This is a genomic window from Pseudoxanthomonas sp. 97-1-1 (assembly GCF_057773125.1).
In genome coordinates this window covers 588,128-613,708 of record NZ_JBYMTJ010000003.1, presented here as the reverse complement: position 1 = coordinate 613,708, position 25,581 = coordinate 588,128, and the positions used below count along the sequence as shown (strand labels likewise).

The following is a 25,581-nucleotide window of genomic DNA, read 5'->3' as shown; positions in this document are numbered from 1 at the left end:
CAGCCCCCTCAGGTGCTGACGTGGGCGCGGATGGCGTCGAGGAGTTCCTCGCGCGTGAACGGCTTGGTCAGGTACTGCTCCGAGCCGACGATGCGCCCGCGCGCCTTGTCGAACAGGCTGTCCTTGGACGACAGCATGATGACCGGCGTGGACTTGAACACCTGGTTGTTCTTGATCAGCGCGCAGGTCTGATACCCGTCCAGGCGCGGCATCATGATGTCCACGAAGATGATCTGCGGCTGCTGGTCGGCGATCTTGGCCAGGGCCTCGAAGCCGTCCGTCGCGGTCACGACTTCGCAACCCTCGCGTTTGAGCAGGGTTTCCGCGGTGCGGCGGATCGTTTTCGAGTCATCGATCACCATGACCCGTAGGCCGTGGAGTCCACCGGCCTGGCCTTCGTTCTGCGTCATTACCTGATTTCCCCATGCGCGCGGCGCTTCATTGACGAACCGGCCCCGCTGCGTTGCTACTTATATCCCAATCCCCTTGCGCACTGTCAAGCGACACCTTCAGCGCCCCTGCCGCTGAACGGCGCGATGCGAACTGCGTCTCAATTTTGCGGCGGCCCGGCAAACGCGGTGTTCCGCCAGTGCCGGGGCGTGGAATGCGCGCCGCCTGATACCATCCCCGCGTCTCCTGCAGAACCGCCCCCATGCCGCTGGACGTCGTCGTCGTCATGGATCCGATCGGGTCCATCAAGATCGCCAAGGACACCACTTTCGCCATGCTGCTGGAAGCCCAGCGGCGCGGCCATCGCCTCCTCTACGTCGTCCCGGGCCGGCTGGCCCTGCGGGACGGGCAGGCCAGCGCGCAGGTCGCCCCACTGACAGTCAGGGACGACAAGACGGACTGGTTCATCCTGGGCGAAGCGCGCGAGCTGGCGTTCGGTCCCGGCCAGGTGGTGCTGATGCGCAAGGATCCCCCTGTCGACGACCAGTACCTCTACGACACCCACGTGCTGGGCATCGCCCAGCAGGCGGGCGCGCTGATCGTCAACGACCCGCAGGGCCTGCGCGACTACAACGAGAAGCTGGCCGCCCTGCTCTTCCCGCAGTGCTGCCCTCCCACCCTGGTCAGCCGCGATCCGGCCGCGCTCAAGGCGTTCGTTGCCGAACATGGCGAGGCCGTGCTGAAGCCGCTGGACGGGATGGGCGGGCGCTCGATCTTCCGCGTGAAGGCCGGCGACCCCAACACCAACGTCATCCTGGAAACCCTGGTCGGCGACGGCAGACTGACCCTGGCGCAGCGCTTCATTCCCGGCATCAGGGATGGCGACAAGCGCGTGCTGCTGGTCGATGGCGAGCCGGTGGACTACGCGCTTGCACGCATCCCGCAGGGCGACGAATTCCGCGGCAACCTTGCGGCGGGTGGTCGCGGCGAAGGCCGCCCACTGAGCGAACGCGACCGCTGGATAGCGGCGCAGGTGGGGCCGGAGATGAAGCGCCGCGGCATGCTGTTCGTCGGGCTGGACGTGATCGGCGACTACCTGACCGAGGTCAACGTCACCAGCCCCACCTGCGTGCGCGAGCTGGACGCACAGTTCGGCCTCAACATCGCCGGCCTGCTGTTCGACGTCATCGAGAAGAAGCTGGCCTGAGATGTCGGCGGTTCCCATGACCCGGCCGAAGATCGGCGCGAACGAGCGCCTCGGCGCCACCCTCGCCCTGTCGCTGATCGTGCATGGCCTGCTGGTGCTGGGCGTGGGCTTCGCGCTCGACGACGCCGCGCCCGTGATGCCGACGCTCGACGTCATCCTCAGCCAGACCAGTACGCCGCTGACGCCGAAGGAAGCCGACTTCCTGGCCGCCGCGAACCAGGAAGGCGGCGGCGAACACGACCAGGCCAGGCGCCCGCGCGACAGCCAGGCCGGCTGGATTCCGCAGCCCGATACCGGTCTGGCGCCACAGCCACTGCGTGCGCAGACCACGGCCCCGGTGCCCCCCCCGGAGAGCCGCGTCGTCACCGCCCGCGACGGCGAAGCCCGTGCGCCGGCACCGGAAGCGCGCCCGCAACCCGACCGGCCCGAGCTGCCCCAGGGCGAACAGAAGGTGCAGCGCGATGCCGAGATGGCGCGGCTCGCCGCCGAGTACCACCTGCGCTCGGAGCTCTACGCCAAGCGGCCGAAGCGCAAGTTCGTCTCGGCCAGCACCAAGGAGTACGTCTACGCGAACTACCTGCGCGCCTGGGTCGATCGCGCCGAACGCGTGGGCAATCTCAACTATCCCGACGAGGCGCGCCGCAAGCGCCTGGCCGGCACGCTGGTGATCAGCGTGGCGGTGCGCCGCGATGGCAGCGTGGAGCAGACCCGCATCATCCAGTCCAGCGGCATCCCCCTGCTGGATTCCACCGCGCAGCGCATCGTGCAGCTGTCCTCGCCGTTCCCGCCATTGCCGGAAACCGCCGAGAACGTCGACATCCTGCATGTCACCCGCACCTGGCGCTTCCTGGCGGGCGGTGAAGTGCGCGACGAGTAGCGTGCGGGCCTTCAGCGCGAGGCGCGCAGCGCCTTCTGCTCTTCGAGGGTAAGGGCGACGTTGTTGCGCAGGTAGGCCGGTTCGACGTGCTCGGGCGCGATGATCTCGCCACGACGCAAGGCGTCGGCCGCCAGTCGCGCGAGATCGGCGGCATGCGGCAGTGCCTGCGCATCGACCCGACGGAAGCGGTCCTGCAGGCGCGCGGCGAACACGCCGTCGGCTGCGGCGAATCCCGTGCCCACGCCTATCCAGTCATTGTCCGCGCCCGGCAGCGCATAGTCGGCCGGGGCCCCCACGGCTTCGGCTGACGTGGCTTCCAAACGGTCGCCGCGATGCACGAACGTGCCCGTGTAGACCTCGCCCATGCGCGCATCGATGGCCGCCAGGATCGCATGCGCCATGCCGACATCGCAGCCGCATTCGCCCGCCGTCACGCGGGGCGCCGGCACCTGCGACGCCAGCACGGCAAGCGTGGATACCGGCACCAACGGCCGATCCAGCGCCAGCGCGATGCCTTGCGCCAGCGCGATGGCCAGGCGCACGCCAGTGAACGCACCCGGGCCACGGCTGAGGGCGATGGCATCCAGTTGCGCGCGCGCGATGCCGGCTTCCGCCAGCAACTGATCCGCCCACGGCAAGGCGAGTTCGGCGTGCCGACGCGGCGCGACCTCGAAACGTTCGCGCACCTCGCCATCGACGTATACGGCGACGGAACAGGCTTCGGTGGCGGTTTCGAAGGCGAGCAGCTTCATGGGCGACAGGAGTTTCGTGAGGTGCCTAGCTTAAACGCTGCGGTCCGCGATGCGCTCAGAAGCGGGCGTCGGCGAACCAGTCATCGCCGCCGTCACCGGCTGCCGCCACCGGCTCCGGCGCAGCCTCGACGCCGAAGAACCCCTGCACGTCCTGCACCCGCTGCGTGCGCCGGAAGGGCGGCAGCGAATCCAGGAACACGCGCCCATACGGCTTGCCGGTCAGGCGCGGATCGCACAGCACCAGCACGCCACGATCGGTCTCGCTGCGGATCAGCCGGCCGACCGCCTGCTTCAGCGCGATCACCGCCTGCGGCAGTTGCTCATCGCGGAAGGGATTGCCGCCGGCGCGACGCACCGCTTCGAGCCGCGCTTCGAACACCGGGTCATCCGGTGCCGCGAAGGGCAGCTTGTCCACCACCACCACGCTCAGCGCATCGCCGACCACGTCAACGCCCTCGCGGAAACTCGCCGTGCCCAGCAGCACGCCGTTGCCGGATTCACGGAAACGCTGCAGCAGCGTGCCGCGTGGCGCCTCCCCCTGCACGAACAGCGGCCAGGGTCCACCGCGCAAAGCGTCGGCCGCCTCGCGCAACGCGCGATGCGAGGCGAACAGCAGGAACGCGCGCCCCCGCGAGGCTTCCAGCACGGGCCGAAGTGTGGCGATCAGCGACTGGCCGTAACCCGGTGCATTCGGATCGGGCAGCCCGGTGGGCAGGTAACACAGCGCCTGCCGAGGCCAGTCGAACGGACTGGGTTGCAGCAACGTGGGCGGATCGTCCAGCCCCAGCCGCACGGCGAGATGGTCGAAGCGACCGCCTACCGCCAGCGTGGCCGAGGTGAACACCCATGCCGCGCGCGATTGCTCGCGGTGCTGGCGCAGCGGGCCGGAGACATCGAGCGGCGTGCGCTGGCAGCGGAAGGCGCGCGGCGTCAGTTCGTACCACAGCACGTCGCTGGCGTCGTCGGCCCTGGAGGTTTCTTCGTCAAACGCGCCTCCGCCCGACGGTGCCTCGTACCAGCGCGACAGCCGCGTGCCGAATTCCTTCGCCCGCGCCGCGCAGGCTTCCAGTCCGAGCGAGGCCGCCGCCAGCGGAGCAAGGGCCGCAGACAGGTCGCCGAGCGCGCCGGCGAGCGCGTCGAAGCCTGTCGCCACCTCCGGCTTCGCCAGCAAGCGCTCGCGGGTGCCGCGTGCCGGCAGTCCTTCCATCGCCGCGCGCAATTCGCGCAGGGACTGCTCCAGCGCGCGCACCGGCGGCTGCAGGACCGACAGAGCGCCCGCTGCGTCTTTCGATTCGGCCAGGCAGTCGCGTGCCAGTTCCTGCAGGGGGCGCATACCGAAGCCTTCGCCAAAGAAATTGGCGGCGAGTTCGGGCAACTGGTGCGCTTCGTCGATGACGAAAGCCTGCGCACCGGGCAGTATCTCGCCGAAGCCTTCCTGCTTCAGCGCCAGGTCGGCAAGCAGCAGGTGGTGGTTCACCACCACGATGTCGGCGGCCTGCGCGCGCTGCCGCGCCTGCACCACGAAGCAGTCGTCCCAGAACGGACATTCGCTGCCCAGGCAGTTGTCGATGGTGGACGTGACCAGCGGCAGCAGCGGGGAATCGTCCGGCAACGCAGCCAGTTCGGCCATGTCGCCGAACTGGGTGCGCCCGCCCCAGGCGACGATGCGCTGGAACTGGTCCACCTGCTCGCGGCTGGTGAAAGTGGTCCGCAACGCCTGCGGATCGCCCTTGGCCTGGTTGAGGCGGTAGCGGCACAGGTAATTGCTGCGGCCCTTCAACAGCGCGGACTTCAGGCCCGCGACCCCGAGCGCATCCCGCACGCGCGGCAGGTCGCGATGGTACAACTGGTCCTGCAGCGCGCGCGTACCGGTGGAGACGATGGTCTTCAGGCCCGAGAGCAGCGCAGGCACGAGGTAGGCGAAGGTCTTGCCGGTGCCGGTGCCGGCCTCGGCGAGCAGCACGTCGCGCGCGTCGAAAGCATCGGCGATCGCCGCCGTCAGGCGCTGCTGGGCGTCGCGGGGGGCAAAGGCGTCGAGTCGTTCCGCCAGCGCACCGCCCTCGCTGAGGGCGTCGCGGCTGGCCTGGGCTAGCTGGGACATCGTGGAAACGTAGGGCGGCGTGCAGCGACAAGGGTACCGCGTCGCATCGCGCGCGGCATGCGCTTCACATGCGCTCGATCACGGGCACGGTGCAGGCATCGCGCCGGCTTTCGGCGTCGGTGATCGCCGCCCGCCTGGTCGCTGCGCGGGCGGCATGCTGTGCGGCATCTTCGGGCGTGTGGCGGGCGGGCAGCGATGGCTGCACCGCAAGCTCGTGCTGGCGCACCTGGCGCACGGTCTCCCAGTGCTGGCGGCACAGCGGTCCCACCTGAGATCCCAGCTGGAAAGCACGCTGCGCCAGCGTGTCGGCACGTGCATAGTCGCCCTGCGACAACGCCACTTCGGCCCGTTCCTGCAGCACGGCGGGATCTTCGGGGACCAGCAGCAACGCCTGGTTGAGCGCCTCGGCCGCCCCCGCGTAATCGCGGGCCGCACGGGCCCGCTGCGCCTTCTCACGCAGGTCCTCGACCTGCGGATCGCGCAGCGGCTGCACCGCGAGTTCGCGGTCGTCGTCACCTGCAGCGGCCAGGATGGCGGCAACGCGCTGTTCGGGCGTCACAGGATCGCGGGCGACCGGGGTTTCCGGCACGGGTGCGGTCGCGCAACCGGCCAGCATCATCAGGAACAGGAGGAATACGTACTTCATGGTCACGGCTGCTGCGGGGGAGTCTCTTCGGGTGGCGGCGCGGCTTCTTCCTTCCGGTCCAGGCCGAACCAGCTGCGCCAGCCGCCACCTTCGGGCTCCTCGCCATCGATCACCGGCTGCTCGACCACGCAGGCCGCATACGCGGGCGCGAAGCCTGAAACGAAGGGCAACTGGCGTGCGCCGGCGCAACCGGCATCGGTGCTGTTCGAACCGACGACCCATTGCCAGTCCAGCCCCTTGTCCGACACCTTCAACGGTGCGGTAGGCAGGCGAGCGAACAATCCGGACCACACGCGCATCGCGCCCGTACCACCGTACAGTCCGGTCTGTTCGTTCTGGTCGTTGCCCATCCACACCACGGCCAGGTGATCGCCGGTGTAGCCGGCATACCAGCTGTCACGGCCATCGTTGCTGGTGCCGGTCTTGCCCGCGGACTGCAGGCGGCCCAGCCCGTCGCCGATCAGCTGGCGGCCGGTGCCGTTGGACACCACTTGCTGCAGGGCCACGGAAATCAGGTTCGCCGCGATGGAATCGCCTTCCTGTGCCGGGGCGGGCGTCTTGTCGTAGCGCTTGAGCAGCTTGCCATCCGGGTCGAGCACGCCGCGCACCGCGTGCAACGGCTGGATTTCACCGCCCGACGCGAGGAACTGGTACAGCTGCGCCATCGCGTACGGGCTCTGGTCGGTCGCGCCCAGTATCAGCGCGGGATTCGGCTCTGCTTCGATGCCGGCCAGCACGCGGATCAACTGCGCCAGGCGTTCCGGCTCGACCTTCATGCCCACGCGCACGGTGGCCTGGTTGTACGAGCGCGCGAGCGCATCCACGAGGCGCACGGTGCCATGGCTGCGACGGTCGGAATTGGCCGGCGTCCAGCGCCGGTTCTTGCCGAGTTGGACGGTCACCGGCGAATCGTCGACCCACGATGCCAGCGAATACTGGTCCGGCTGCGCAAGCGCGAGCAAGTAGACGAACGGTTTGAGCAGCGAGCCCACCGGACGTTGCGCTTCCACCGCACGGTTGAAGCCCACCTCCGACACGTTGCGGCTGCCGACCACCGCCAGCACGTCGCCATCATGCACGTCGGTCACCACCATGCCGGCCTGCAGCGGGGGCCGGCGCTTGTTCTCCAGCGCCTTGATCGTGCGCGTGACCGATGCTTCCGCGTAGGCCTGTGCCGACGGCGACATGCCGGTCAGCACACTCAGGCCCGCCCCCTGCAGCGCGCTCTCGGGGTAATCGCGCGCCAACTGGCGGCGAACGAGGTCGACATACGCCGGGAAGCGATTCGCGGCGGCCATGCCCGGCGTCTTCGTCACCCCGAGCGGCGCGGCGAGTGCGCGCTTGTATTCGGCGTCGTCGATCAGCCCGGTCTCATGGAGTTTCAGCAGTGCGTAGTCGCGGCGGTCCTTGGCGCGATCCGGATTGCGTCGTGGATCGTAGTGCGACGGCCCCTTCACCATGCCGATCAGCAACGCGACCTGTTCGGTGGTCAGGCTGTCCAGATCGCGACCGAACCAGAATTCCGATCCCGCGGCCACGCCATGGATCGCCTGGCTGCCGCGCTGGCCCAGATACACCTGGTTGAAATACGCCTCCAGGATGGTGCGCTTGTCGTAGCGGGCCTCGAGGATCAGCGCATACAGGATCTCGTTGAACTTGCGCGTCGGCGTCTGTTCCTTGCCGATGCCGAGCAGGCCGCTGCGCGCCAGCTGCTGGGTCAGCGTGCTGGCGCCTTGGCGCGTATCGCCACCCGAACGCACCAGCAGCCACGCCGCACGCACCATGCCCGACAGGTCGACGCCGTGATGATCCTTGAAGTCGCGGTCCTCGACGGCCTGCAGGCCCGTCACCAGCAGTTCCGGCACTTCCTCCAGCCGCACCAGCCGGCGCTCTTCCTGCTTCTGCCCGTACAGCGTCGCGATGCGCGCCGGATCCAGCCGCGCCGCTTTCAGCGCCTGCTTGCGCGCGATGTCGCGCACGCTCGCCACCCGGCCGCCGGACAGGCTGACCTGGATGCGCCGGGGCGCCACGCGACCATCCACGTCGATGTAGCCGCGACTGGAAATGGTGAAGCGACCACCTTCCCGGGCGTAGGTGCCTGGGGCCTGGCCCGTGCCATCGTCGCGATACGACGCGGCATCGAGCTCGGTCTTCAGCGTCTGCGCGTCCATCGCCAGCCCTGGCGCGACCTGCAGCGGACGCGCGTACACCCGGGTGGGGATCTGCCAGCGCAACTCGCCGAAGCGCTCGGTGACCTGGTGGTTCAGATACAGCGTGTAGGGGATCAGGAATCCCAGGCCCAGACCTACCAGGGCCAGGCCCCACGTCAGCAGGCGCTGCCGCCAGCCGGGGCCGCCGCCGTCATCGATGTCGTCTTCGTCCAGCGCTTCGTCGTCGTAGTCGTTGCGGGCCACAGGGGATGCGACAATGGGAATTCGGGCGAGTCTAGCGCAGTCCCAAGGGTGCGTCCGGCCCGGTTTCCCCCTTCGCTCAGCTGGAGTTGCAACGGAATGTCGATGTCGTGGGCCCACGTGCGCTTCATGCTGGAACGCGCGCGCGGCCTGGTCCGTCGAGGTCTGGCCAGCCTGCGCACGCGCGGCCTGGGCCCGACCTGGGCGCGGGTGCGCCGGCAGTTCGCGCGACGTGCGCCGCCGGCCTCCGGGCCCCTCTACTTTCCCCATGCCGGCGCATTCCAGCCTTTTGCGGTGCCGGCCAGCGGCGCGCCGCGCGCCAGCATCGTGATCCCGGTCTACAACCAGGCGGCGCATACCCTCGCCTGCCTGCGGGCACTCGCCGAACACCCTCCCACGACCGCCTGCGAAATCATCGTGGTCGACGATGGCTCCCACGACGAGACGCACGCATGGATGCCGCAGATCACCGGACTGCGCTACCACCGCCGCGCAGTCAACGGCGGTTTCATCGCGGCCTGCAACGACGGCGCATCACGCGCGACCGGTGACTGCCTGGTATTCCTCAACAACGACACCGTGCCACAACCCGGCTGGCTTGACGCGCTGCTCGCCACGTTCGATGCACACCCGGAGGTGGGCCTGGTCGGTGCACAGTTGATCTATCCGGATGGCCGCCTGCAGGAAGCCGGCGGCGTGGTATTCAACGATGGATCGGCCTGGAACTACGGGCGCTTCGACTCGCCCGACGACCCCCGCTACGCCAGCGTGCGCGACGCGGACTATTGCTCCGGCGCGGCGATCGCGGTGCGCGCTGCGCTGTTCGAGGAAGTGGGCGGATTCGATACACGTTACGCGCCGGCGTACTACGAGGACACCGACCTCGCCTTCGCCTTGCGCGTGCTGGGCCATCGCGTGCTGTACCAGCCGGCGTCGCGCGTGGTGCATCTGGAAGGCGTCACCTCCGGCACCGATACCGGCAGTGGCGCCAAGGCCTACCAGGTGCGCAACCGCAGTGTGTTCGCAGAGAAATGGGCAGCGGCGCTTGCCACGCACCCCTCCGCGGACAGCCTGCCTTCGGCCGGCTCCGTCGTCCAGCCGCAGCGGCAGATCCTCATCATCGATGCGGAAACACCGCGACCGCAGCATGATTCCGCGTCCCTGCGCCTTGCCAACCTGATGCGGCTGCTCAATGCCGACGGTGCCCACGTGGTGTTCCTGCCGGCAGATCTCCGCTATGCGGGCGACGACACGGCGCGCTTACGGCAACAGGGCGTCGAAGCCTGGCACGCGCCGTTCGTGCAACGCCCGTCCGCGTGGCTGCATGAGCACGGCCATCGCTTCGACGTGGTGATGCTGTCACGCCACTATGTGGCGGCGGAGTTCCTGCCCCTCGTCCGACGATTCGCGCCGCAGGCGCGCGTGGTGTTCGACACGGTCGATCTGCACTTCCTGCGCGAGATGCGTGGCGCGGAACTCGCCGGTGACGCCACGCTGCGCCACGCTGCCGAAAGGACGCGCGAACGCGAGCTGTCGGTGATCCGCGCCTCGGACACCACGCTCGTGGTCAGCCCGGCCGAACGCGACATGCTGTCGGCGCTGTTGCCGGGGGCCGATGTCGAAGTCCTGGCGAACCTGCACGAAGTGGCGCATACCGGGTTGCCCTTCGGGCAGCGGCACGATCTGGTCTTCGTGGGCGGCTTCCGCCATCCGCCCAACGTCGATGCCGTGCTGTGGTTCGGCCGCGAGGTCTTCCCGCTCATCCACGCGCGGCAGCCGGACATCCGCTTCCACTGCATCGGCACGGCGCCGCCGGCCGACGTGCTCGCACTGCAGGCGCAGCCCGGCATCGTGATCCATGGGCACGTGGCGGACCTGGGGCCCTACATGGACGGTGCGCGCGTCGCGGTGGCGCCCCTGCGTTTCGGTGCGGGCGTCAAGGGCAAGGTGAACCTGAGCATGGCGCACGGCCAACCGATGGTGGCCACGGCCTGCGCCGTCGAGGGCATGCACCTGACAAGCGGGCACGACGTGCTGGTCGCTGACGACGCCGCGGGATTCGCCGATGCCGTCCTCACGTTGTATCGCGACGAAGAACTGTGGGAACGACTCGCAGCCCATGGTCGCGCGAACATCGAGCAGCATTTCTCGATGCAAGCGGCACACGGCACCGTGCAGCGTGTTTTCCGGCGCTAGCGTGCGGGCGCGGCCTGCGCCACCTTGACGCGCGCCTCGAAGTCATCCAGCCCGGGCGAGTCGACATCCAGCTTGCGCGCTTCCTCGAGCGCCCGCGTCGCGAATGCCACGTCACCTGCGCCCAGTCGTTCCGCACCCACCGCGATCCATTTTTCCGCCAGCCGCCTGCGTACATCGGCCAACGCAGGATCGCGGGGCTGCAAGGTCTGCCATGCCTGCTGGCAGGCTTGCGCGCGACGGATGCGATTGGCGCGCAACTCGTCTTCGTAACAGTCGCGCACCGCCGGCAACAGCCGCGCTGCGGCCTGCCTGACCGCGGGGTGGTCAGGCGACAACGCCTGTGCCGCGCGCAACGTGTCGTAGGCGCTCTCCCCGGGAGGGGTAAGCCATTGCCCTTTCGTCTCGGCCTGTTCCATGGCTGTGAGCAATGCACGCACGCGCTGCTCGCGCTCGCGCGCCGGCACGTTGGACTCCCGGCCCTGTCGTTGGTGCGCCTCGCGCGCACGTGCCACGGCCTGCTCGGCCTGTGCCACGCGCATCGACTGCGGCGCCAGGGTGCGCGCCAGACCGAGTTGGTGCTCTGCCGGCCCGAAGCGGAAATCGGCCGCCTGCCGTTCCGCCTGCCGGGCGTATGCGATGCCCACCTGCTCCAGTCCCTGCCTCGCAGCGGCGTCTTCCGGCAAAGCCACGAGCACCGCCTCGTATGCCGAGCGTGCGGACTCCAGGCGTCCCCGCGCCAGATCGCGTGCGCCAGCACGGCGCCGCGCGTCCAGCGCCTCCGTCAACGCGGCTTCCGCCTGGGGAAGATCGACGTGGCCGGCGTCGAATCCGCGCGCCGCCGCGATCCGCGCAGCGGCTTCGGCGAGTTCATGGCGCTGGAGATGCCTGTTCGCTTCCTGGAGGAGATCGGACAACGCATCCTCCCTCCCCTCCAGCGCCTCGATGCGTGTCGGCTGCAGGGCGAGCACGCGCTGGTAGAGCGGGAGCGCGGCATCGTCACTGCCCAACAGCCGATGCGCGGCATGCGCCTGCGAGGCCGCCTGGAGCACGCCGTCGATGCCTGCGTGTTCGGCCTCTCGCGCGCGCAAGCGTGCGGCGAGCGCATCGGCCTGTGGGCGAGGCACCTGCAGTTCACGCGCCAGCAGAAGGTGCGCGCGCGCCTCGTCGAAGCGATTCTGTTGCAGCGCTTGCCCCGCCGCGCGCAAGGCTGCCTGGGCGACGCGCGCAAGGCCCTTCGCGGCCTCGTTGCGATCCGCATCGAGCGCTTGGGCCGCTTCGTAAAGCTGGCGCGCGCCCGTGCCGTCGGCGGCATCCAGGCGCCCCTCGCGCAGGGCATGATCCGCCTGGCCAAGCAACGCCTGTACGCGCGTCTCCGGCCACAGCACATCCGCCAGTGGGCGGCGCAGCAGCATCACCAGTACGATCAGGACGAGGACCGATGCCGCCGCCCAGCGCCAATATCGGCGGCTACGCCATGCGGGGACCGGCGCGACACGGAATGACACGTCCGGCGCCGGCGCGCGGGTCCAGTCGATGCGCGGCTCGATACGACGGCTCCGTCCGGCGTCATGGTGGTCTTCGCGGGTCACGCCCGCAGCATAACCAGTCAGCCTGAACGTCGCGCGTCTTCAACGCCCGGCAGCGCGTCCAACTTCCCCAGCAATGTCGACAGCTGGCCGAAATCGGCCACCTTCAGGCGCAGTCGCAGATGAACGCGCCCGTTGGCGCGGTTGCCCTGGCTGTTGATGTCCAGCACGTTGGCTTCTTCCTGCGCGATCAGCGTGGTGATGTCCTTGAGCAACCATTTGCGGTCAAGCGCGGTGACCTGCACGTCGACCTCGTAACCGCCGCCCGCCTGCCCCCACTCCACCGGCAGCACCCGCTGCGGACTAGCCGCCGCGAGCCGGGCGAACGCCGCGCAATCGGCGCGATGCACGGTGACCCCGCGCACACGGGTCAGATACCCCGCGATGGGCTCGCCCGGCACCGGCTGGCAGCAGCGCGCCAATTGCACGAGCAGGTTGCCCACGCCCTGCACGGTGAACTTCGATTTGCCTGGTGCAGCGACTTTCCTCGGAGGCCGGCGCAGCGGCAGCGACGTTGGGTCGGGCTCGACGGCGGCGCGCTGCTCCTCGTGCAGCGCGCGGCCCACCTGGTGCGGCCCCACGTCGCCGAGGGCCACCTGGATGTAGAGCTCGTCGACGCTGTCGGCATGGAACTTCTTCGCCGCGCCGGTCAGGTCGGCGTGGTGCAGTCCCAGCCGCTTGAGCTCCTTCTCCAGCAGCTCACGCCCGGCCTGCAGATTGCGTGCCCGGTCCAGCTTGTGGAACCAGGCCCGCACCTTGTCGCGCGAGCGCCCGCTGGCCAGGAATCCATTCGCCTGCAGCAACCAGTCGCGACGCGGCTCCGGTTCCTTCGAGGTCAGTATCTCGACACGGTCGCCGCTGCGCAGCACGTGATTGAGCGACACGATGCGGCCATTGACCTTCGCGCCGCGCGTGCGGTGCCCGACCATCGTGTGCACGTGATATGCGAAGTCGAGCACGGTGCCGCCCTGCGGCAGATCGACGACCTCGCCCTTCGGCGTCAACGCGTAGACGCGGTCCTCGACCAGCTCCGCATCCAGGTCGCCCGCCAGCGCGCCGTCGCCGGCGGCACCTTCGGCCACCCCGTCCAGCAGCCGGCGCATCCAGGCGATCTTGCGATCGAACGCATCGCCACCGCCCTTGCCTTCCTTGTATTTCCAGTGCGCCGCCACGCCCAGCTCGGCCTGCGCGTGCATCTCGTGCGTGCGTATCTGCACTTCCAGCGTGCGGCCTTCGGGGCCCACCACGGCGGTGTGCAGCGACCGGTAGTCGTTGGCCTTGGGCCGTGCGATGTAGTCGTCGAACTCGCTGGGAATCGGCACCCACAGCGCATGCACGATACCCAGCGCGGCATAGCAGGCAGCCACATCGTCCACGGCGATGCGTACCGCGCGCAGGTCATAGAGCTCGTCGAACGCCACCTGCTTGCGCTGCATCTTCCGCCAGATGCTGTAGATGTGTTTCGGCCGCCCGCTGACATCGGCACGGATGCCGTTCTCGCCAAGGGCGGCGCGGAGCGCTTCGATGACCGCGCCGATGTAGCGCTCCCGGCCCATCCGCTTCTCGTCCAGCTGCGTGGCGATCTGCTTGTAGGTCTGCGGCTGCAGGTACCGGAAAGCCAGGTCTTCCAGCTCCCATTTCAGCTGCCAGATGCCGAGCCTGTTCGCCAGCGGCGCGTGGATGTCGCGCGTGAGCCTGGCCAGCGCCTGGCGTTCCTCCTCCGGCAGGGCGCCGGCGGCGCGCATGCGCGCCAGTTGGCGGGCCAGCAGGATCGGCACCACGCGCAGGTCCCGCACGATCGCCAGCAGCAGCCGGCGCAGGCCCTCGGTATTCACCCCGCGCGCCTGTTCCGCGTGCAGGGCCCACACCTGCGCCGCAGCGACCTGGCCTTCCAGCAGATCGGCCAATCCGGGCGCAAGCCTGGCGACAGCGGGCTGCACGGCCGGCAGCCCATGCAGGATCGCCGCGAGGATGACATCGCCATCCGCGCCCAGCGTCGTCAGGGTATCCAGCGTGTCCGCCAGCACGCCCACCGGATCGGGCATGCCCTCGCCGGCGCCCGGTGCGGCCGAGGCATCCGCGAGCGCACGTCGCAGCGGTGCGGGCAGCGCCTCCAGGGCGGGCCTCTGCAGCAGCGTGGCGATGTCGGGATCGGGGGAGGTCATCGGGATTCGGCGTGGCGGTCAGTCGCCGCCAGAATGACTACACTACCGGCCAGTCGCCCAAGGGAACAACCATGAAGATGAGCCGCTTGTTTCTGTCTGTCGCACTACTGGTGGCCACATCGCCGGTATTCGCGCAGGACGCCGCGAAGGACGCGCACCTGGGCAAGCTGCGCGAGGCGATGACCGACACGGAGTTCAAGGCGGCCGGCCTGGACAAGCTCAGTCCCGCCGAACTCGCCACGCTGGACGAATGGTTGCAGCGTCGCGTCGGCCAGCAGACGGCGCAGGCCGTACGGCAGGCCAAGCAGGAAGGCCGCAAGGAAGTTGAGCAGGAGACGCGCGGCTTCTTCGATTTCGGCACCGCCGAACCCATCAAGAGCACCATCGTGGGGGCCTTCACCGGCTTCGCGCAGGGCCGCCAGTACACGCTCGCCAACGGACAGGTCTGGGAGCAGGTCGAAGCGGTCTCCCTGGCCGGGGTGCGTCGCCAGGACCCCACCGTGAACATCACGCCCTCCCGCTTCGGCAACAAGTGGTTCCTGAAGATCGACGGCTACAACACCGCCGCCCCCGTCCGCCGCATCAAGTGATGCCCACCTCGAGGATGCCCATGCGCCCGATCCGTCTTTTCCTGCTCGCCGCACTGTTCGCCGCCACCCTGCCCCTGCAGGCCCGCGAGTACGTCGCCATCGAGAAGCGGCTGTCCGCCGACCAGATGAAAGCCACCGGCCTGGACCAGTTGACCGGGCAACAGCTCGACCTGCTCAACCGCCTGCTCAGCGACGACCAGCAAGCCGTCGTGAAGGCCGCACGCGAAGACAGCGCCACGAAGGTGCGCGGCGCTTCGTTCTCGGACGAGGGCGTCAAATCCATCTCCAGCGCCCTGGTGGGCGAGTTGCGCGGCTGGACCCGCGGCACGGAGTTGACCCTCGCCAACGGTCAGCGCTGGCGCGTCACCGAGGGCGACTACACCTCGATGAAGCGCATCTCCAACGCGAACGTGACCATCACGCCGGGACTCGTGGGCGGCTGGTACCTGCAGGTCGAGGGACATGTGCCCAGGCCCAAGGTCACCCGGATCGACTGACGCCCGCGACATGCATCAACCGCGCAGCGCCTGCAGGCGCTGCGCGAGCTTCTTCGGCGACACGCCCGCGCGCGCGCCAAGCTCCTGTGCGAACACGGACACCCGCAGCTCTTCCAGCTCCCACCGCAACGCCTGCCAGCCGGCGTCATGCGCCACGCCGGACGCATAGGCGCCCTGCAAGGCATCCACGAAGGGTTTGAGTTCGAGCATCCGTGCCTGGTCACGCGCCGGATCGCGTTTGGCACGTTCGGCACGCAGCGTCATCGCCTTCAGGTAACGCGGCAGTTGCGCCAGCGCATCGGCGGGCGTCTCGCGCAGGAAGCCCGGATGCACCAGCGCCGCCAGTTGCTCGCGCAGGTCATCCAGGTTGCCGCGCGCCCACCCCATCAGCGGCGCCTCAAGCTGCGGCTTCAGTTCCGCCACCGCGGACAGGATCGCGTCCGCCAGTTTCAGGCGTTCCATCGCTTCACCGAACAGGCGTCTGCCCGCCTCGTCACGCCGCTGCTCGAAAGCCGGTCGGTCGCGGATCCCATCCAATCCTTCCGCCAACACGGCGTTGATCGCCGCATCCACGATGTCGCCGCGCAGGCGCTCCTGCGATTCGATGCTGGCATACAGCAACCCTGTCTTCGGCGACACCGGCAACTGCTTGCGCGCCTGCTTCATCTTGTCGGCCAGCGCGAATTCCAGCAGGCGGCGCACGCCAAGCGGATGCGCGGCCTGCGCCTGCGCGCGATCGGCGAACACGTGCAGGGCCACGCTGTCGCCGTCATCACGCAACGCGGGGTACGCGGGCACCCCGGCCTCGCCCGGTACCTGCAGTGGAATCGGCTGCGCCGGGAAATCATGCAGGCCGGTCGCCGCCATCTCGCGGCCCGCGCGCGCGGCGAACGCCTGCCCGGCGCGATCACCGAAGCGCGCACGCAAGTCCTCGAGATCGCGCGACTCGGCCAGCACGCGGCCTTCACCGCCGCCTCGCGGGTCTTCGCGCAGCCGCAGGTTCATGCGCAGGTGCGGCTCCAGCGCGGTTTCGTCGAAATCGATGGCGGCGACCGCCACGCCGGTGGCGCGGGAAAGGAATCGCGCGAGTTCGCCACGCACATCGTCGGCGCTCGGCTTCGGGAACGCCTCGAAGAACGCCCGCGCAAAATCCGGCGCCGGCACGTAGTTGCGCCGCATCGCCTTGGGCAGGCTGCGGATCAGGCCCGACGCCTTGTCGGCAACGAAACCCGGCGCCAGCCACGACAGGCGCGCGGGGTCGAGCGCATTGAGCAGGTGCAACGGCACCTCCAGCGTCACGCCGTCATCGGCTGCACCCGGCTCGAATCTGTAGTGCAGCGGCAGCCGCGCATCGCCGAGGGCGAAATACTTCGGATAGCGATCCTCTTCGCTGCCCTCGCCGGGCAACAGGTCCACAAGTGACCAGTGCAACGCACGGCGCTTGTCCGCCGGCAGCGCCTTCCACCACGCATCCAGACCGGCGGCGGAATGGATGTCGGACGGTACGCGGTCGAGGTACCAGCGGGCCTGCCAGTCCTCGTCGGCCACCAGGCCGGCGCGGCGCAGCTTGGCTTCTTCCTCGCGGGCCTGTTCCAGCGTCTTCAGGTTGTCGGCCACGAACGCCGCACGCGTGTTGATTTCGCCGGTGACCAGGGCCTGGCGCACGAATATGTCGTGCGCTTCGCCGGGCGCGATGCGGCCATAGTGCACGGGTTTTTTCGGCGCCAGCACCAGTCCGAACAGACTGATCTGCTCCGACGCCAGCACCTGCCCCTGCGCGCGCGACCAGTGCGGGTCGAAATGCTTGCGCAGCAGCAGATGCGGCAGTTCGGCGATCACCCAGTCCGGCTCGATCGCGGCCAGGGTCATGCCCCACACTTTCTGCGTGTCCAGCAGGTTGGCCGCCAGCAGCCACGGCGGAGGTCGCTTGGACAGCGCCGAACCGGGAAACGGCAGGAAGCGGCGCTGGCGTGGCGCCTGGAAGTCGCCCTTCTCGGTGCGATGACCGATCTGCGTCGGCAGGCCGGCGATCAGCGTACGGTGCAGGGTCTGGTAGGCGCTGGCGCGCGCGCGTTCGCTGTAGCCGCCAGCGGTCGGCACCTGGTCCTGCTGCGCGCGCGCGGCCACCGGTGCAGGTGCGACATCGGCCTTCCCTTCGCGGGCCAATCGTGCGGCACGATGCAACTGGCCACGTGTGGCCTTCACGGCCGCTGCATCATCGCGCGCGACCGGCGGCGCACGGCTGCCGTCCAGCAACGGCGCCATCGAGGCATCGGCGTCTTCTTCCTTCCAGCCCAGTTCCTCGCACAGCAGGCGCAACTGCCGATGCAGCTCGCGCCACTCGCGCATGCGCAGGAAGCCCAGGAAATGGCGGCCGCACCAGTCGCGCAGCTTCGACTGGGTCAGGTCTTCGTGGGCCTGCCGATAGGCATCCCACAGGCGCAGGACACCGACGAACTCGGAGCGGCCATCGGCAAACTGCGCGTGCGCGGTATCCGCCGCGCCGCGCGCATCGGCCGGACGCTCGCGCGGATCCTGGATCCCCAGGAACGACGCGATCACCAGCATCGGCCGCAGGCAGCCCGCGGCCTGCGCGGCGACCAGCATGCGTGCCAGCTTCACGTCCACCGGCAGCCGCGCCATCTGCTTGCCGATGGTCGTCAAGCGGCGTTCGCCGTCGATGGCACCGAGCTCGGTCAGCTGCTGCCAGCCATCGGCGACGGCGCGTTCGTCGGGGGCTTCCAGAAACGGGAAGTCCTCGATCCGCCCCAGGCCCAGCTGCAGCATGCGCAGGATCACCCCGCCCAGGCTGGAACGGCGGATTTCCGGGTCGGTGAACTCGGCGCGGGACTGGAAATCGGCCTCGGCGTACAGGCGGTAGCAGATGCCTTCGGCAACACGGCCGCAGCGGCCCTTGCGCTGGTTGGCGCTGGCCTGCGAAATGGGCTCGATGTGCAGGCGATCGAGCTTGTTGCGCGGGCTGTAGCGCTTGACGCGGGCGAAGCCCGGATCGACCACGTAGCGGATGCGCGGCACGGTCAGCGAGGTCTCGGCCACGTTGGTCGCCAGCACGATCCGACGGCTCGGTCCCGGGTTGAACACGCGGTCCTGGTCCTGGTTGGACAGCCGCGCGTACAGCGGCAGCACTTCGGTTTGCCGGTACTTGCGCCGCTCCAGCGCCTGATGCGCATCGCGGATCTCGCGTTCGCCGGGCAGGAAGACGAGCACGTCGCCACGTGCATCCAGCCGGGTGATCTCGTCGATGGCGCCGACGATGGCATCGTTGACCGTACGGTCGCCGCCGCGGTCTTCCTCGCCCTCGTGCGCTTCCCCTTCAAGCGGCCGGTAGCGGACTTCCACCGGGTAGGTGCGGCCTTCCACGCTGATCACCGGCGCATCGTCGAAGTGGCGGGCGAAGCGTTCGGTATCGATGGTCGCCGAGGTGACGATGACCTTCAGGTCGCGGCGCTTGCGCAGCAGCTGCTTCAGGTAGCCGAGCAGGAAGTCGATGTTGAGGCTGCGCTCGTGCGCTTCGTCGACGATGATCGTGTCGTAGGCCGACAGCCAGCGGTCGCTGGCGATTTCCGCCAGCAGGATGCCGTCGGTCATGAACTTGATGTGGGTGTCCTCGCCGACCTGGTCGTTGAAGCGCACCTGGAAGCCCACACCCCGGCCGAGCTCAGTCTTCAGCTCTTCCGCCACGCGTCGCGCCACGGCGCGTGCCGCAATGCGGCGCGGCTGCGTGCAACCGATCATGCCGGCCGCGCCACGCCCGGCCGCCAGGCACAGCTTGGGCAGTTGGGTGGTCTTGCCGGACCCGGTCTCGCCGGCGATCACCACCACCTGGTGATTGCGGATCAGCTCGATGATGCGTTCGCCCTCGCGGGCGATCGGCAGCGACGCGTCCAGCGTCACGGCCGGCACGGTGGACTGGCGGCGCTCGCGGGTGGCGATGGAGGCATTCAATGCCTGTTCGAAGGCCTGCCGTGCGCCCGCATCGGCCGGCTTGCCCTGCCAGCGCGACCACAACCCGTGCAGGCGGCCGCGGTCGCGGCTCAGGGCGCGATCAAGCGATCGCCGCGCCTGTTCGAGAACGACGCGGTCGGGGCTGGCAGGGGAAGGGTCGCGGGAAGTCGTCATCTTTACAGCAAGCGCTTGAAACTTTTTGCTCACGCCACATGTTCTAGTGTGTCTATTGTGCCGTCTCAACCCACCCTCAGGAGAATCCGCATGGCCAAGCCGAAGACCAAGCCCGCCAAGACCAAGGCCGCGCCCGTCACCGCTCCCCTCGCATCGGCCCCGTCGGCGCCGAATATCGATATCGGGATCAGCGGCGGCGAACGCAAGAAGATCGCCGACGGCCTGTCGCGTTTCCTGGCCGACAGCTACACGCTTTACCTGAAGACCCACAATTTCCACTGGAACATCACCGGCGCGATGTTCAATTCGCTGCATACGATGTTCGAGACGCAGTACACCGAGCAGTGGACGGCGCTGGACGAGATCGCCGAGCGCATCCGTGCGCTGGGGTTCAACGCCCCGGGTTCGTATCGCGAGTTCGTCAACCTGACCTCGATCCCGGAAGAGCCTGGCCTGACCGACAGCGCCGACTGGCGCGAGATGGTCCGCCAGCTGGTGATCGGCAACGAGGCGGTCTGCCGCACGGCGCGCAAGGTGCTGGACATCGCCGACGACGCCGACGACGCCCCGACCGAGGACCTGCTGACGCAGCGCCTGCAGACCCACGAGAAGTACGCCTGGATGCTGCGTTCGCTGCTGCAGTAACCGGAGCCCGAGTGAAGCGCGAGACGCCCGGCTGGTCCGGGCGTTTTGCTGTCAGCCTCTCCCTGCTGTCAGGCCCCTTTTCCTGTTTTTGAGCCCCTCTCCCCGCGGGAGAGGGATTGGGGTGAGGGCCAACGGAGTCCGTGTCCTTCCCTGCCTCAGGCCGCAACTACATCCGCGAAGGCTTTACGTTTGGTGGCCTTACGGGATGGACTTCTTCTTGGATGCATGGCGCCGCTCGCCGCGGAGGCATTCTTTCTTTGCTTGTGCAAAGAAAGAATCAAAGAAACACACCCCAGGCGGCACGCCCTGCGCTTCGCTCCGGGTTCGCGAGCGGGTCGGGAATTTCCGTAAGGCACATTCCTGTGCCATACGGAAACGCCGCCCATCCAGGGCGGCGCCCTTCGGGTTTTACCCGGCCCACTCGCCGTGCCTCATGGGGGCCCAAAGGCAAGAGCAAAAAACCAAGCCCGCTCACGATGCTTCAGGTGCAGCTCTTGGGGCCCCTGAGGTCCGGCAGTCACGTCGGGTCAACCCCGGAGGGCGGTGCACAGGCCAGCGGCACCATGCTTAGCCTCAGGCAGACCCACCCCGAAAGATGCCCTCCATAGGCTCGTCGAGGGGGAGCGCTCCGGTGAATCGCGGATGCTGTGGCGTCGCCGGCTGTCGACCTTGACTGGCTTCGTTGACCCTCACCCCAACCCTTCTCCCGCGGGGAGAGGGGCTTGATCTCGTCCCGCCCAAACCCGGATGAATTCCTACCCCGCGGCACGCTCGTTTCCGATCGCTCCCGACACCATACAAGCAGGCCGCCGCACCCGCTCGCGGTATCCTGTCCCCATGTCATCCCCCGCACTTGAAACACTGCAGCGCGTTTTCGGTTACAGCGCCTTCCGTGGTCACCAGCAGACCATCGTCGAACATCTTGCCGCCGGCCACGATGCCCTGGTCCTCATGCCGACCGGCGCCGGCAAGTCCCTGTGTTACCAGGTGCCGTCGCTGCTGCGCGAAGGCACCGGCATCGTCATCTCGCCGCTGATCGCGCTGATGCAGGACCAGGTGGACGCCCTGCGCCAACTCGGCGTACGCGCCGCTTTCCTGAACTCATCGCTGGAAGCCGCCGAAGCCGCACAGGTGGAGCAGGCGCTGCTCGGTGGCGAACTGGACCTGCTGTATGTCGCGCCGGAGCGCCTGCTGACCGGCCGCTTCCTGTCGCTGCTGGACCGCAGCCGGATCGCCCTGTTCGCCATCGACGAGGCGCACTGCGTCTCGGCCTGGGGCCACGACTTCCGCCGCGAATACCTGGAACTGGCCCTGCTGCACGAGCGCTGGCCGGACGTACCACGCATCGCCCTGACCGCCACCGCCGACCCGCCCACCCAGCGCGAGATCGCCGAGCGCCTGAACCTGGTCGATGCGCAGCGCTTCGTCAGTTCATTCGACCGCCCCAATATCCGCTACACGGTGGTGCAGAAGGACAACGCCCGGCACCAGCTGCGCGACATGCTGCGCAAGCACAAGGGCGAGGCCGGCATCGTCTACTGCCTGTCGCGCAAGCGGGTCGAGCAGTTTGCCGACTACCTGGCCGAACAAGGCTTCAATGCGCTGCCGTACCACGCCGGGCTGGATGCCGGCGTGCGTGCGCACAACCAGCGCCGCTTCCTGCGCGAGGACGGCATCGTCATGGTGGCGACCATCGCCTTCGGCATGGGCATCGACAAGCCCGACGTGCGCTTCGTCGCGCACGTGGACCTGCCCAAGTCGATGGAGGGCTACTACCAGGAAACCGGCCGCGCCGGCCGCGATGGCGAGGCCGCCGAAGCGTGGCTGTGCTACGGGCTGGGCGACGTGGTGCTGCTGAAGCAGATGATCGAGCAGTCCGAGGCCGGCGAGGAACGCAAGCGACTGGAACGGCGCAAGCTGGACCAGTTGCTGGGCTACTGCGAATCGACCCAGTGCCGCCGGCAGGTGCTGCTGGCGGGCTTCGGTGAAACCTATCCGCACGATTGCGGCAACTGCGACAACTGCCTCAGCCCGGCCGAGACCTGGGACGCCACCGAGGCCGCACAGAAGGCGCTGAGCTGCGTGTACCGCAGCGGCCAACGCTTCGGCGTGAACCATGTGATCGATGTGCTGCGCGGCAGCCAGAGCGAACGCATCCAGCAGTGCGGCCACGAACATCTGACCACCTACGGCATCGGCAAGGACCTGGATGCCACCACGTGGCGCAGCGTGTTCCGCCAGCTGGTGGCCTGCGGGCTGCTGGAAGTGGAGGCCGAGTTCGGCAGCCTGCGCCTGACCGAAGGCAGCCGCGCCGTGCTGAGGGGCGAGCGGCGCCTGCAGTTGCGCAAGGAGCAGCGCGAGCGCCGCGAACGCGAGCGTGGCCCGCGCAGCGGACTGCCGGTGGAGGCCGCGGACCTGCCGCGCTTCCAGCTGCTGCGCGACCTGCGCGCGCAGCTGGCGCGCGAGCAGAATGTGCCGGCCTACGTCATCTTCCACGACAGTACCCTGCGCAACATCGCCGAACTGCAGCCCGCCACCCTGGACGAACTGGGTCGGGTGGGCGGCATCGGTGGGGCCAAGCTGGAGCGCTATGGGCAGCGCGTGCTGGAGGCACTGGCTGCGGCCGGCTGAAGTTCCCGTCCGTCGACCGCCGCCATCAGCCGGCATTCAATCCACGGCTGTTACGTTGCCATGCAGGTCCGCCATCCGGCGCACCACCGCTCCGGGATTCCCCATGAAGACCCTGCCCCTCGCACTGCTGGCCCTGCTGACCACCGTGCCCGCGTGGGCGCAGTCGAGCGCGGAGGCATTGGACCTCAGCCTGCCGCAGGCAGCGGCCTACACCAAGGATCCGCCCGGCACGTGGTACGGCGACACCCGGCCAACGCGACCGAAATCGACGGCACCTGCAACGCCCGTCGACCCCTGCGTCTGGTACGGCGATGACGACGGCGACGGCGTCTCAGGCAGCGTGACCACCGGCATCGGCTACAGCAAGGGGCACGGCCGCAGCACCTACAACGCGGTCAACCTCAACCTGTGCAAGACCACGTACAACGACGAAGGCAAGCCGCGCACGTTCAATTTCAACATCAACGTCGACCGCTATGACGGTCCCGGCGGCTACTACGGGCCCTACGATGCCTATCCCGGCGGGCCGATGATGCGCGGCACGCCGCGCCGCTAACGCGGCAGCAGTTCGAAACTCACCGCCTCGCCAACGGCGCTCGAGGGCGCCACCCACAGGTCGAACAGGCCGGGCTCGGCCACCGGACGATTGTCGACCCCGTGGAATTCCACATCGGCACGGGTCAGGGTGAACTCCACGTCCTGCGATTCGCCCGCTGCCAGCGTGATCTTGCGGAAACGCTTCAATTCGCGCACGGGCCGCACGCGGCTGGCGGTACGGTCGCGCAGGTAGAGCTGCACCACTTCTTCTCCCTCGCACGTGCCGGCATTGGTGATGCGGGTGCGGATGGTCAGCGTGTCGTCCCAGCCGAGCGCTCCGGTGCTGAGCTGCGGTACACCGTAGTCGAAGCGCGTGTACGACAAGCCATGGCCGAACGGATACAGCGCGGCGTGCGTCACCTCGCGCCAGCGCGTCTGGAAGGCGCGGGGCGTGCCCGGCACGTTGGGACGCCCGCTGGCGGGATGGTTGTAGAAGTACGGCTGCTGGCCCGCGTCCTGCGGGAAGCTCACCGGCAGGCGTGCGGACGGGCTGTAGTCGCCGAACACCACGTCGGCCACCGCCGGCCCGGTCTGCGTGCCGAGGAACCACGTGACCAGGATCGCCTGCGCATCGCGTACCGCGCCCTCCAGCGCCAGCGCGCGGCCATTGCGCAGCAGCACCACGACCGGCGTGCCGGTGGCGGCCACCGCCTCCGCCAGCGCCTGCTGCGGGGCAGGCAACACGATCTGCGTGCGCGACTGCGCCTCGCCGGAAAACTCGTGCGGCTCGCCCACGGCCAGCAGCACCACATCGGCACCGCGCGCAGCGGCGACTGCTGCGTCGATGCCACCGTCGAGGGCCTCCTCGATACCGCTGCCCGGCACGATCGTCAGCGCGGATGGATCATCCAGCGCGGCGAGCAGCCCGGTTTCCAGATCGATCATGCGCGCTGCGTCACCGAAGATGTTCCAGCAGCCACCGAGGTTGGCCGTGTCCTGCGCAAACGGACCGATCAGCGCGATGCGCTGGCCGGACTTCTTCAACGGCAACAGGTCGCCGTCGTTCTTCAGCAGCACGATGGAGCGCCGCGCGCAGTCCCGCGCCAGTGCATCGTGCACGGGGATGTGCGACTGGTCGGCTTCGCGTTCCGCATCCAGGCAACGATAGGGATCGTCGAACAGGCCGACGGCGGCCTTCACGTGCAGTACGCGCCGCACCGCCTCGTCCACTTCGGCCATCGTCAGCCGGCCCTGCTCGACCAGCGTGGCGACATGGCCGGCATAGATGCCGCTCTGCAGGCTCATGTCCAGGCCGGCCGACAGCGCCTTCTGCGCCGCGTCGGCTTCGTCGCTGGCGTAGCCGTGCGCGACCAGTTCCAGGTCCGAGGTGTAGTCGGAGACCACGAAGCCCTCGAACTTCCATTCGCCGCGCAGGATATCGGTCAGCAGTTCGCGGTTGGCCGAAGCCGGCACGCCGTTGATGTCGTTGAACGAGCTCATCAGCGTCAGCGCGCCGGCGTCGATGGCGGCCTTGAACGGCGGCAGGTGCACGTCGCGCAGCGTCTGTGGCGCCATGTCGACGAAGTTGTAGTCCAGGCCCGCGGAGATGGCGCCGTAAGCGGCGAAGTGCTTGGGCGTGGTCAGCAGCGAATCGGGGGCGGTCAGGTCGGCGCCCTGGAAGCCGCGCACGCGGGCGGCGGCGAATTCGCACGTCAGGTACACGTCTTCGCCGGAAGTTTCGGCCACGCGGCCCCAGCGCTGGTCACGCGCGATGTCGACCATCGGCGCAAAGGTCCAGTGGATGCCGGCGGCGGTGGCTTCCTTGGCGGTCGCGCGCGCGGTGCGTTCGGCCAGGTCCGGCTCGAAGCTGGCGGCTTCGCCCAGCGGAATCGGGAACACGGTCCGCATGCCGTGGATCACGTCGGCGCCCAGCAGCAGCGGAATACCCAGCCGGCTCTCTTCCACCGCGATGCGCTGCGCCTCGCGGCCTTCCGCCGCGCCCACGCCATTGAACAGCGCGCCCACGCGGCCGCTGCGGATCTGCTCACGCACCTGCTCGGCATCACGGGCAAAGGTTTCCGGATTCACCTCGAAGGCGAACGGCCGCAGCGCATCGGCAAAGGCGCCGAGCTGGCCGATCTTCTCCTCCAGCGTCATGTCGGCGATCAGGCCCTCGATCCTTCGCTGATGCGGCATGTAAGCGATCCTCC

The 25,581-nt window shown here is 68.7% G+C and carries 17 protein-coding genes; 8 read left to right on the top strand and 9 right to left on the bottom strand.

The window, feature by feature from the left end:
- Positions 1-8 precede the first annotated feature (8 nt).
- The gene (locus AC3DET_RS14635) at positions 9-410 is read right to left on the bottom strand and encodes a response regulator (RefSeq protein ID WP_055940451.1); all 402 of its coding nucleotides are present in this window, start codon (positions 408-410) and stop codon (positions 9-11) included.
- Positions 411-652: 242 nt separating this feature from the next.
- Here AC3DET_RS14635 and gshB point away from each other — a divergent pair, with 242 nt between their 5' ends.
- Together gshB and AC3DET_RS14625 are read left to right on the top strand one after the other, a co-directional pair.
- Positions 653-1,597 carry a glutathione synthase gene (gene gshB, locus AC3DET_RS14630; protein WP_488392083.1) on the top strand — a complete coding sequence of 315 codons (945 nt, stop codon included), beginning with the start codon at positions 653-655 and terminating at the stop codon, positions 1,595-1,597.
- 1 nt (position 1,598) lies between these two features.
- Positions 1,599-2,474, top strand: a complete 876-nt coding sequence (locus AC3DET_RS14625; protein WP_488392082.1) for a TonB family protein — start codon at positions 1,599-1,601, stop codon at positions 2,472-2,474.
- A gap of 11 nt (positions 2,475-2,485) precedes the next feature.
- Here the strand turns inward: AC3DET_RS14625 and tsaB are convergent, their stop codons facing one another.
- The 4 genes from tsaB to mrcB form a co-directional block, all read right to left on the bottom strand.
- Positions 2,486-3,226: a tRNA (adenosine(37)-N6)-threonylcarbamoyltransferase complex dimerization subunit type 1 TsaB gene (tsaB, locus tag AC3DET_RS14620; protein WP_337731397.1), complete on the bottom strand. Its 741-nt coding sequence runs from the start codon at positions 3,224-3,226 to the stop codon at positions 2,486-2,488.
- Between the two features lie 55 nt (positions 3,227-3,281).
- On the bottom strand, positions 3,282-5,327 hold the full coding sequence (yoaA, locus tag AC3DET_RS14615; protein ID WP_488392081.1) for a DNA repair helicase YoaA: 2,046 nt from the start codon (positions 5,325-5,327) through the stop codon (positions 3,282-3,284).
- A gap of 64 nt (positions 5,328-5,391) precedes the next feature.
- A complete protein-coding gene (locus AC3DET_RS14610; protein ID WP_488392080.1) occupies positions 5,392-5,973 on the bottom strand; it encodes a hypothetical protein in 582 nt (193 codons plus the stop codon).
- A gap of 2 nt (positions 5,974-5,975) precedes the next feature.
- Positions 5,976-8,357: a penicillin-binding protein 1B gene (gene mrcB / locus AC3DET_RS14605; protein WP_488392162.1), complete on the bottom strand. Its 2,382-nt coding sequence runs from the start codon at positions 8,355-8,357 to the stop codon at positions 5,976-5,978.
- A gap of 126 nt (positions 8,358-8,483) precedes the next feature.
- Between mrcB and AC3DET_RS14600 the strand changes: the two genes are divergently transcribed.
- Entirely contained in the window at positions 8,484-10,580 is a 2,097-nt protein-coding gene (locus AC3DET_RS14600) for a glycosyltransferase (protein ID WP_488392079.1), read from the top strand.
- On the opposite strand, the gene AC3DET_RS14595 is transcribed toward AC3DET_RS14600, so the two are convergent.
- Together AC3DET_RS14595 and AC3DET_RS14590 are read right to left on the bottom strand one after the other, a co-directional pair.
- The gene (locus tag AC3DET_RS14595; RefSeq protein ID WP_488392161.1) at positions 10,577-11,992 is read right to left on the bottom strand and encodes a tetratricopeptide repeat protein; all 1,416 of its coding nucleotides are present in this window, start codon (positions 11,990-11,992) and stop codon (positions 10,577-10,579) included. The genes AC3DET_RS14600 and AC3DET_RS14595 overlap by 4 nt on opposite strands.
- 194 nt (positions 11,993-12,186) lie before the next feature.
- Positions 12,187-14,331 (bottom strand): RelA/SpoT family protein, encoded by a 2,145-nt coding sequence (locus AC3DET_RS14590; RefSeq protein ID WP_488392078.1) that lies wholly within the window; start codon positions 14,329-14,331, stop codon positions 12,187-12,189.
- 71 nt (positions 14,332-14,402) lie between these two features.
- Between AC3DET_RS14590 and AC3DET_RS14585 the strand changes: the two genes are divergently transcribed.
- Complete coding sequence (locus AC3DET_RS14585) at positions 14,403-14,921, top strand: hypothetical protein (protein ID WP_488392077.1); 519 nt, start codon at positions 14,403-14,405, stop codon at positions 14,919-14,921.
- A 20-nt stretch (positions 14,922-14,941) separates the two neighbouring features.
- On the top strand, positions 14,942-15,418 hold the full coding sequence (locus AC3DET_RS14580) for a hypothetical protein (RefSeq protein ID WP_337731404.1): 477 nt from the start codon (positions 14,942-14,944) through the stop codon (positions 15,416-15,418).
- A 15-nt stretch (positions 15,419-15,433) separates the two neighbouring features.
- Here AC3DET_RS14580 and hrpA read toward each other — a convergent pair whose 3' ends face one another.
- On the bottom strand, positions 15,434-19,558 hold the full coding sequence (hrpA, locus tag AC3DET_RS14575) for an ATP-dependent RNA helicase HrpA (protein ID WP_488392076.1): 4,125 nt from the start codon (positions 19,556-19,558) through the stop codon (positions 15,434-15,436).
- A 90-nt stretch (positions 19,559-19,648) separates the two neighbouring features.
- Between hrpA and AC3DET_RS14570 the strand changes: the two genes are divergently transcribed.
- The 3 genes from AC3DET_RS14570 to AC3DET_RS14560 all read left to right on the top strand — a co-directional run bounded on the left by AC3DET_RS14570 (position 19,649) and on the right by AC3DET_RS14560 (position 23,390).
- On the top strand, positions 19,649-20,203 hold the full coding sequence (locus AC3DET_RS14570) for a Dps family protein (RefSeq protein ID WP_337731406.1): 555 nt from the start codon (positions 19,649-19,651) through the stop codon (positions 20,201-20,203).
- 837 nt (positions 20,204-21,040) lie between these two features.
- A complete protein-coding gene (gene recQ, locus AC3DET_RS14565) occupies positions 21,041-22,834 on the top strand; it encodes a DNA helicase RecQ (RefSeq protein ID WP_488392075.1) in 1,794 nt (597 codons plus the stop codon).
- Positions 22,835-22,937: 103 nt separating this feature from the next.
- Entirely contained in the window at positions 22,938-23,390 is a 453-nt protein-coding gene (locus tag AC3DET_RS14560; protein WP_337731408.1) for a hypothetical protein, read from the top strand.
- Here AC3DET_RS14560 and AC3DET_RS14555 read toward each other — a convergent pair.
- The gene (locus tag AC3DET_RS14555; RefSeq protein ID WP_488392074.1) at positions 23,387-25,567 is read right to left on the bottom strand and encodes a glycoside hydrolase family 3 N-terminal domain-containing protein; all 2,181 of its coding nucleotides are present in this window, start codon (positions 25,565-25,567) and stop codon (positions 23,387-23,389) included. The two genes, AC3DET_RS14560 and AC3DET_RS14555, sit on opposite strands and share 4 nt — an antisense overlap.
- Positions 25,568-25,581 lie beyond the last annotated feature (14 nt).